This is a genomic window from Shewanella septentrionalis, assembly GCF_025370265.1.
In the GTDB taxonomy this organism is placed as follows: Bacteria; Pseudomonadota; Gammaproteobacteria; order Enterobacterales; family Shewanellaceae; genus Shewanella; species Shewanella hafniensis.
In genome coordinates, this window is the sequence record NZ_JAMTCC010000120.1 from 1 (window position 1) to 789 (window position 789).

The following is a 789-nucleotide window of genomic DNA, read 5'->3' on the forward strand; positions in this document are numbered from 1 at the left end:
GCCACGCTTGAATTTACGCAAGGCCAGAAGCTCGATGCGCTCGATATTAAATTGGCACTCGATAAGCACATTGAAGATGGCGCACTCATTCCGCTTGATAAAGAGTCTGCGACCTTTACCAGCGCCGCCCACCTCAAAGCAGAAACCAACCTGCTAGAGAGCATCAAGCCAAAAACGGCCAACATGCGCCAAGTGGTCGATATCAACACGCTTCAAGGCAAAGGCTTAAATGCGGACAACCAAAAGAAAGTCTCTGAACTGTTCGCCAGTACCAAACAAGTTAACCTAGTGAACGTTTTTGGCAGTAGCGAACAACTCGCCACAGCCCTGCTCAATGTCGGTGAAGCCAACGGTAAACGTATTCACATCATTACCCCAGACATGAAAAGCAAACTGCAAACCAGTGAACGAGTGCAACGCGATTCATCGACTGTGGTGAAGTGGATAATGAACCACTTCAAACCCGACCACACCCATACACTCAGCAGCTTTACTAAAACGGCCAACAACACTAACCGCGATATTTTAGTGGTTGAGAACGCCAATAAACTCGGCCTTAACGACTTTAATGCCCTGCTCGCGCAAGCCAAAGCGGGTAACAGTAAAGTGATTTTGCTCAATCACGCCAATGCCAAGCAAGGCATGAAAGCCGGTAACGCTATCGAGGTACTTAAAAAAGGTAACGTAAACGAAAGCAACTGGGTCGCCACCAAACAAAGCAACACAGCCATGCGACTGCATGAAAGCAAAGACAGTGACAGGGTTAACCTGATTGCAAAAACTTACGCG

At 47.8% G+C, this 789-nt stretch carries 1 protein-coding gene; it reads left to right on the plus strand.

Going from position 1 to position 789, the window contains the following annotated elements:
• Window positions 1-789: AAA family ATPase (locus tag NE536_RS23045; protein ID WP_342455094.1), on the plus strand; the 789-nt coding region annotated here is incomplete at both ends.